The organism is Streptomyces sp. ID05-39B (assembly GCF_033794725.1).
Classification (GTDB): domain Bacteria; phylum Actinomycetota; class Actinomycetes; order Streptomycetales; family Streptomycetaceae; genus Streptomyces; species Streptomyces bobili.
Map to the genome: position 1 here is coordinate 38,123 of NZ_JARGEF010000038.1, position 6,760 is coordinate 44,882.

Sequence of the window (6,760 nt, forward strand, 5' to 3'; positions counted from 1 at the left end):
CCAGCCGGGTCGAGACCGGTCCGCGGCAGAGGCTCCACGGTCGCGGACACCACCAACGAGCAGCACCAGTGCCCCAGGGGGCGCCACCACGATGCCCGGCCAGGTGCAGCCGGCCCTCCCCCAGCCGGAACCCGGAAGACCTACCGACGTTGTCGGCCGACGTCAGGACGTCGCACCGGTGGACCGCTCACCGGTACCCGGTCGTGTCCGCCGGCTTCCCCGCGTCCTGGACCTCCACGAGGTAGCGCCAGGCGTCGGGGCGGCTGCCGTCGAGGTCGGTGAAGCCGTACTCGGCGGCGAGAGCGCCGCTGGACAGCGACTGCCCGTTCCTGCGGGCCACTTGTGGGTCGGCGGCGAGGGCGGCGACGGCACGGCCGACATAGCGGGGCGTCTCGGAGATGGCGAAGTGCGGCACCTTGTCGAGGGCGTCGCGCCAGTTGTCCTCGCGCACCCCGAACTGTTCGAGCATGATCTCGGAGCGCAGCCAGCCGGGGGTGAGCGCGAGGGCGGTGGCGCCGCGCGGGCCGAGTTCGTGGGCGAGGGCGAAGGCCATCCGCAGGACGGAGGACTTGGCGAGGTCGTAGAAGAAGCTCACCCGGTAGGTGTCTCGGTTGTACTCGGCGGTGCCGTCGGTCATCTCGACGACCAGGCCGCCCGGCCGGCGCAGCAGGAGCGGCAGGGCGTGGTGGCTGGTGATCGCGTGCGTCTCGACGGCGAGGCGCAGCAGCCGCAGGCCCTTGTCGAGGTCGTGCTCCCAGACGGGGGCGTCCCAGGCGAAGAGGTTCTCGCCGCCCCAGATGTCGTTGACGAGGACGTCGAGCCGGCCCTGCTCGGCGGCGATCCGGTCGACGAGCGCGCGGACCTGGACGGGTTCGAGGTGGTCGGTGGGGACGGCGATGCCGTGGCCGCCCGCCTCGGTGACCAGGTCGGCGGTGTCCTCGATGGTCTCGGGGCGGTCGTACTCGGAGCGGCGGGCGCGGGTGGTGCGGCCTGTGACGTAGACCGTCGCGCCGGCCGCACCCAGTTCCACGGCGATGCCGCGCCCCGCTCCCCGGGTCGCCCCGGCGACCAGGGCGACCCTGCCTTCCAGCGCGGCGTTTCCTGCCGACGGACCGGACATGTGCGACCTCCTGTGGTGTTCCTTCGATGCCTTCGTCGAGGATCACGCGGAAGCCGGACATCTCCTGTCACCTTTTCCGGCGAGGTGACGTTTTCCTGCCGCGTCACCCGGCCGGCCCAGGGGCCCGCCGGGCACGGCGCCGGTCAGTGGCCCCGCGTGATCCACTCGTGGAGGTGGGGGGCCTCCGCGCCGATGGTGGTCGGGTCGCCGTGGCCGGTGAGGACCTTCGTCTCGGGCGGGAGGGTCAGGAGGCGGTCGCGGATGGAGTCGATGATGGTCGGGAAGTGGGAGTAGGAGCGGCCGGTGGCGCCGGGACCGCCCTGGAAGAGGGTGTCGCCGGTGAACAGGACGCCGAGCCCCGGCTCGTACAGGCAGACCGCGCCGGGCGCGTGGCCGGGCGTGTGCAGCACGGTGAGGTCGGCGCCCGCGGCCTCGATGACCTGGCCGTCGGCCAGGTGGGCGTCGGGGTCGCGGTCGGGGTGGGTCATCTTCCACAACGGCAGGTCGTCGGGGTGCAGCCAGATGGTGGCACCGGTCGCGTCGGCGAGGGCGGGTGCGGCACCGATGTGGTCGTTGTGGGCGTGGGTGCACACGATGGCCGTCAGCCGGCGGTCGCCGACTGCGGCGAGGATGGCTCCGGCGTCGTGAGCGGCGTCGATGACGACGGCCTCGTGGTCGTCGCCGACGATCCAGACGTTGTTGTCGACGTCCCAGGTGCCGCCGTCGAGGCTGAACTGCCCGGAGGTGACGAGGCGTTCGATGCGGGCGGCCATCACAGCACCACCACCGAGCGCAGCACGTCACCGTGGTGCATCCGCTCGAAGGCCTTCTCGACCTCGTCGAGCTGGATGGTCTCGGAGACGAACGCACCGAGGTCCAGACGGCCTTGCAGATGCAGGTCGATGAGCATGGGGAAGTCGCGGGAGGGCAGGCAGTCGCCGTACCAGGAGGACTTCAGCGCGCCACCGCGTCCGAAGACGTCCAGCAGCGGCAGTTCCAGCTTCATCTCCGGCGTGGGCACCCCGACCAGCACGACCGTGCCGGCCAGGTCGCGGGCGTAGAAGGCCTGCTTGTACGTCTCCGGGCGGCCCACCGCCTCGATGACGACGTCCGCGCCGAAGCCGCCGGTCAGCTCGCGGATCGCCTCGACCGGGTCCGTCTCCTTGGAGTTGACCGTGTGGGTGGCGCCCATCGTCCGCGCGGTGGCGAGCTTGCGGTCGTCGATGTCGACGGCGATGATCTTCGCCGCGCCGGCCAGGTTCGCCCCGGCGATGGCCGCGTCGCCGACCCCGCCGCAGCCGATCACGGCGACGGTGTCGCCGCGGCCGACCTTGCCCGTGTTGATCGCCGCGCCGATGCCGGCCATCACGCCGCAGCCCAGCAGGCCGGCGACCGCCGCCGAGACGGACGGGTCGACCTTGGTGCACTGACCGGCCGCGACCAGCGTCTTCTCGGCGAAGGCCCCGATCCCGAGGGCCGGGGACAGCTCCTGCCCGGTCGAGGCGAGCGTCATCTTCTGCTTCGCGTTGTGGGTGTCGAAGCAGTACCAGGGGCGTCCGCGCAGACAGGCCCGGCACCGGCCGCACACGGCCCGCCAGTTCAGGATGACGAAGTCGCCGGGGGCCACGTCGGTGACGCCCGCGCCGACGGACTCCACGACGCCGGCCGCCTCGTGGCCGAGCAGGAAGGGGAAGTCGTCGTTGATCCCGCCCTGCTTGTAGTGCAGGTCCGTGTGGCACACCCCGCAGGCCTGGATCTGCACCACGGCTTCCCCGGGTCCGGGATCCGGCACGACAATCGTCTCCACCCGCACCGGTTCGTTCTTCCCCGGTGCGATCACTGCGCGCACTTCCTGCGCCATGGTGCTGTTCCTTTCGTCGGCGGCCACCGTCCGCCTTCGACCCTACGCGTGACTGATCGGTAGCGGACGCACGTCGGGCCAGGTCACCGCCCGCGAGGCGGTCCCCGGCCGGGCCCCGGGAGCGTCGACGTAGCCTGAACGCCTTAGACCCCCCATTTGCCGGTCGGTCTCAACCCGACCGCCATCGAGGAGCCTCGTGAGCATCGCAGAGACGGCCGCCGTCCAGCCCCCGTGGCGGCAGCTGCTCGGATACGTCAGACCGCACCGCTGGACGCTGCTGGCGGGGGCGCTGCTCTCGCTGGTCACCGGGGCGACCGGGCTGTTGCTGCCGCTGGTGGCGCGCGGGCTGATCGACGATCTGTCCCACGACCGGGCTATCACCGGCGCGTTGGTGCTGCTGTCGGTCCTGGTGATCACCAACGCGGCGGTCGGCGCGCTGGGTTCGTACGTGCTGCGCCGCACGGCCGAGTCGGTGGTGCTGGGCGCGCGCAAGGCGCTGTCGTCGTATCTGCTGCGGCTGCGGATCGCGGCGGTGGACCGCAGCGAGCCCGGTGACCTGATGGCCCGCATCACCTCGGACACGACCCTGCTGCGGGAGGTCACCACCGACTCGCTGGTCGGGCTGGGCACCGGCGGGCTCACCCTCGTCGCGACGGTCGTGCTGATGGGGGTCGTGGACCCGGTGCTGCTCGGGGTCACCCTGGCGGTGATCCTGGTGGCCGGCACGGTCATCGGGGTGATCGTGCCGCGCATCAACCGGGCCAGCCGCCGGGCGCAGGACGCGGTCGGGGTGATGGGCGCCTCGCTGGAGCGGGTGCTGGGCGCGCTGCGCACGGTGAAGGCGGCGGGCGCCGAGGACCGTGAGGAGAAGGCGCTGCACGCGGCGGCGGAGGACTCCTGGCGGCAGAGCGTGTCGGCCGCCAAGTGGTCGGCGGCGGCGGGCAACACGGCCGGGCTGGCGATGCAGACCGCGTTCATCACGGTGCTGGCGGTGGGCGGCGCGCGGGTCGCCACGGGCGCGATCGACATCGCGACCCTGGTGGCGTTCCTGCTGTACGTCTTCTATCTGATGTCGCCGATCCAGCAGGTCATCGGCGCGGTCGTGCAGTACCAGGCCGGTTCGGCGGCGCTCAGCCGCATCCAGGAAACGCTGCTGCTGCCCGCCGAGCCGGCGTCCGGCCCCGCGCCGCTGCCCTCGCCGACGGCCGAGCCGGCCTCGCTGGCCTTCACCGGCGTCCGCTTCCGGTACGCCGACGACCTGCCGTACGTCCATCACGGGGTGACGTTCGACGTCCCGCCGCGCGGCATGACCGCGTTCGTCGGCCCGTCCGGCGCCGGCAAGACCACGGTGTTCTCGCTGATCGAGCGGTTCTACGACCCGGACGCCGGGGCCATCACCCTCGACGGCCGGCCGCTGCCGGAGTGGGAGCTGGGCGCGCTGCGGTCCGCGATCGGCTATGTCGAGCAGGACGCCCCCGTGCTGTCGGGGACCCTGCGCGACAACCTGCTGCTGGGGAACGCGGAGGCCGACGAGGACAGCGTGCGGCGGGTGCTGAAGACGACCCGTCTCGACGCGCTGGTCGGCGGGCTGCCGGACGGCCTCGACACGCTGGTCGGGCACCGCGGGACCAAGCTGTCCGGCGGGGAGCGCCAGCGGGTGGCGATCGCCCGCGCCCTGTTGCGCAGCCCGCGGCTGCTGCTCCTGGACGAGGCGACCTCCCAGCTGGACGCGGTGAACGAGGCCGCCCTGCGCGACACCGTCGCGGACGTGGCGCGGACGACGACCGTCCTCGTGGTCGCGCACCGGTTGTCGACCGTCACCTCGGCCGAGCGGATCGTCGTCATGGAGGCCGGGCAGGTCCGTGCGGTGGGCACGCACCGTGAGCTGGTGGCGGCCGACCCGCTCTACGCCGAGCTGGCGGCGACCCAGTTCCTGGCCACGGCGGGCTGAACGCGCGTGGGGGCCGCCCGGAGTCCGGGCGGCCCCCACGCGGGAGCGGTGAACGGGTCAGGCCTCGATGGCCGGGAGCAGCCCGGTGACGGGGGCGACGAGGTCGGTGACCTGGTGCAGTTCGTTCAGCTGCTGGAGCCGGCTCACCTGGTTCAGTTCGCCCAGCCGGCCCGAGACCGGCGGCAGTTCGCCGCGCTGCCCGGCGGGGATCTGCGCCTCGGCGAGCGAGTCCAGTGCGGTGATCGGGTTCAGCTTGCCGGCGGCCGGGGCTTCGGCGGCGCTCGCCAGGGGCGCGGCGAGGCCGGTGACCCCGACGGCGAGAGCGGCGACGGCGACGATGCGACGAGTGGAGATCATGCCCGGAGCAACGCGCCGGACCACCCCGCGGACACGGGTACGGGGCACCGCTCACCCGACAGGCGCAGCACGCGGTCCGCGCTTGCCGAGCGCGGCCCCGCGGAGGAGTCTCTAAGGGTGAGGGCCCGCCGGGCCGTTCCCCTCGGCCCGCGGTCCTCGAAGGAGGTCACCATGGGCACCGCGACAGGCTTCGACACCGAGACCCTGCGCAGAGCCGTAGAAGGCGACACACCGGAGACGCTGCTCTCGCTGTACGCGGACGACGCGGAGATGCGCGTCGTGGACCACAACAGCCAGCCCAGCCGTCCGACGGTCCTGCACGGCCGGGACAGGATCGCCGAGATGCTCGCCGACGTGTACAGCCGCGACATGACGCATCACCTGGAGGACTGCGTCGTCCAGGGCGACCGTGCCGCCTTCAGCGAGTCCTGCGAATACGCGGACGGCGTCCGCGTCCTGTCCGAATCGATGATCACTCTGCGCGACGGCAAGATCGTCGAGCAGACGATGATCCAGGCGTGGGACGAGTAGAGGGAAGATCGCCACCGGGTTCGGCTCGCACATCGCGCGAAAGTCGCGCATCCCGCGAAAAAGGCCCGTCCCGTTCCCCGCGGTCGCATACTTGCCGTCGTGAGAGTGGCGATCATGACGGCCGGGTCCCGGGGCGATGTGGCCCCGTTCACCGGGCTGGGGCACGCGCTGGTGCGGGCGGGGCACGAGGTCACGCTGGTCACGCATGAGCGGTTCGCGCCGCTCGTGGTGGGGTCGGGGGTGGGCTTTCATCCGGTGCCGGTCGATCCGCGGGCCGAGCTGGAGTCGGAGCGGGGGCGAGGGCTGCACCGCAGTTCCACGGGCGTGGGCAAGCTGGTGCGGGTGGCGCGGCTGGCGCGCGCGGTCGTGGGGCGGGTGACGGACGATCTGGTGGCCGCCGCCCGCACCAGTGACGTCCTGCTGCTGTCCGCCTCGGTGGCGCCGCTCGGGCACGTCATCGCCGAGGGGCTGTCGCTGCCGAGCCTCGACCTGGCCCTCCAACCCGTCGCCCCGACACGGGAGTTCGCGCCGCCGATGCTGGGCGGCGGCTCCTGGGGCGGGGTCGCCAACCGGCTCACCGGGCACGGGGTGGAGTGGGCCGTGGAGCAGGTCTTCGCCCCGGCCCTGCCGGGGGTCCGTGCCCGGCTGGGGCTGCCCGCCGGCCGTCGGGTGGGCCTGCGGCGGGCGGGGCCCGTGCTGCACGGCTTCAGCCCGCGGCTGGTGCCCCGGCCCCGCGACTGGCGGCCGGACCTCGCCGTCACCGGTTACTGGTGGCCCTACGACGGTGCGCAGCGGCTTCCGGCCGGGGTGCGGGAGTTCCTCGACTCGGGGCCGGCGCCGGTGTTCGTCGGCCTGGGCAGTGCGACCGTGCCCGATCCGGGGCGGCTCAGCGGTGAGATCGTGAGCGGCCTGCGGCGGGCGGGGCTGCGGGGTGTGATCC

Annotated in this window: 7 protein-coding genes; 3 read left to right on the top strand and 4 right to left on the bottom strand. The window is 73.0% G+C overall.

Going from position 1 to position 6,760, the window contains the following annotated elements:
* Window positions 1–187: 187 nt before the first annotated feature.
* The 3 genes from P1P75_RS11755 to P1P75_RS11765 form a co-directional block, all read right to left on the bottom strand.
* Entirely contained in the window at window positions 188–1,120 is a 933-nt protein-coding gene (locus P1P75_RS11755; protein ID WP_319254310.1) for an SDR family oxidoreductase, read from the bottom strand.
* Window positions 1,121–1,263: 143 nt separating this feature from the next.
* Window positions 1,264–1,893: an MBL fold metallo-hydrolase gene (locus P1P75_RS11760; RefSeq protein WP_319254312.1), complete on the bottom strand. Its 630-nt coding sequence runs from the start codon at window positions 1,891–1,893 to the stop codon at window positions 1,264–1,266.
* Window positions 1,893–2,981: an S-(hydroxymethyl)mycothiol dehydrogenase gene (locus P1P75_RS11765; RefSeq protein WP_319254314.1), complete on the bottom strand. Its 1,089-nt coding sequence runs from the start codon at window positions 2,979–2,981 to the stop codon at window positions 1,893–1,895. The genes P1P75_RS11760 and P1P75_RS11765 overlap by 1 nt, the downstream gene beginning before the upstream one ends.
* A gap of 196 nt (window positions 2,982–3,177) precedes the next feature.
* Between P1P75_RS11765 and P1P75_RS11770 the strand changes: the two genes are divergently transcribed.
* Window positions 3,178–4,932, top strand: coding sequence for an ABC transporter ATP-binding protein (locus P1P75_RS11770; protein WP_319254316.1), 1,755 nt, complete (start codon window positions 3,178–3,180; stop codon window positions 4,930–4,932).
* A gap of 57 nt (window positions 4,933–4,989) precedes the next feature.
* Here the strand turns inward: P1P75_RS11770 and P1P75_RS11775 are convergent, their stop codons facing one another.
* Window positions 4,990–5,289 carry a hypothetical protein gene (locus tag P1P75_RS11775; RefSeq protein ID WP_319254318.1) on the bottom strand — a complete coding sequence of 100 codons (300 nt, stop codon included), beginning with the start codon at window positions 5,287–5,289 and terminating at the stop codon, window positions 4,990–4,992.
* Between the two features lie 171 nt (window positions 5,290–5,460).
* On the opposite strand from P1P75_RS11775, the gene P1P75_RS11780 reads away from it, so the two are divergent.
* Window positions 5,461–5,820 (top strand): nuclear transport factor 2 family protein, encoded by a 360-nt coding sequence (locus P1P75_RS11780; protein WP_319254320.1) that lies wholly within the window; start codon window positions 5,461–5,463, stop codon window positions 5,818–5,820.
* A gap of 114 nt (window positions 5,821–5,934) precedes the next feature.
* Window positions 5,935–6,760, top strand: an 826-nt coding sequence (locus P1P75_RS11785; RefSeq protein WP_319254326.1) for a glycosyltransferase, incomplete at its 3' end; no start/stop codon positions are given.

Bases quoted from the DNA above. Each gene is read 5' to 3' on its own strand.
- P1P75_RS11780 (WP_319254320.1), top strand. From the start codon at position 5,461: ATGGGCACCGCGACAGGCTTCGACACCGAGACCCTGCGCAGAGCCGTA.
- P1P75_RS11775 (WP_319254318.1), bottom strand. From the start codon at position 5,289: ATGATCTCCACTCGTCGCATCGTCGCCGTCGCCGCTCTCGCCGTCGGG.
- P1P75_RS11760 (WP_319254312.1), bottom strand. From the start codon at position 1,893: ATGGCCGCCCGCATCGAACGCCTCGTCACCTCCGGGCAGTTCAGCCTC.
- P1P75_RS11755 (WP_319254310.1), bottom strand. From the start codon at position 1,120: ATGTCCGGTCCGTCGGCAGGAAACGCCGCGCTGGAAGGCAGGGTCGCC.
- P1P75_RS11765 (WP_319254314.1), bottom strand. From the start codon at position 2,981: ATGGCGCAGGAAGTGCGCGCAGTGATCGCACCGGGGAAGAACGAACCG.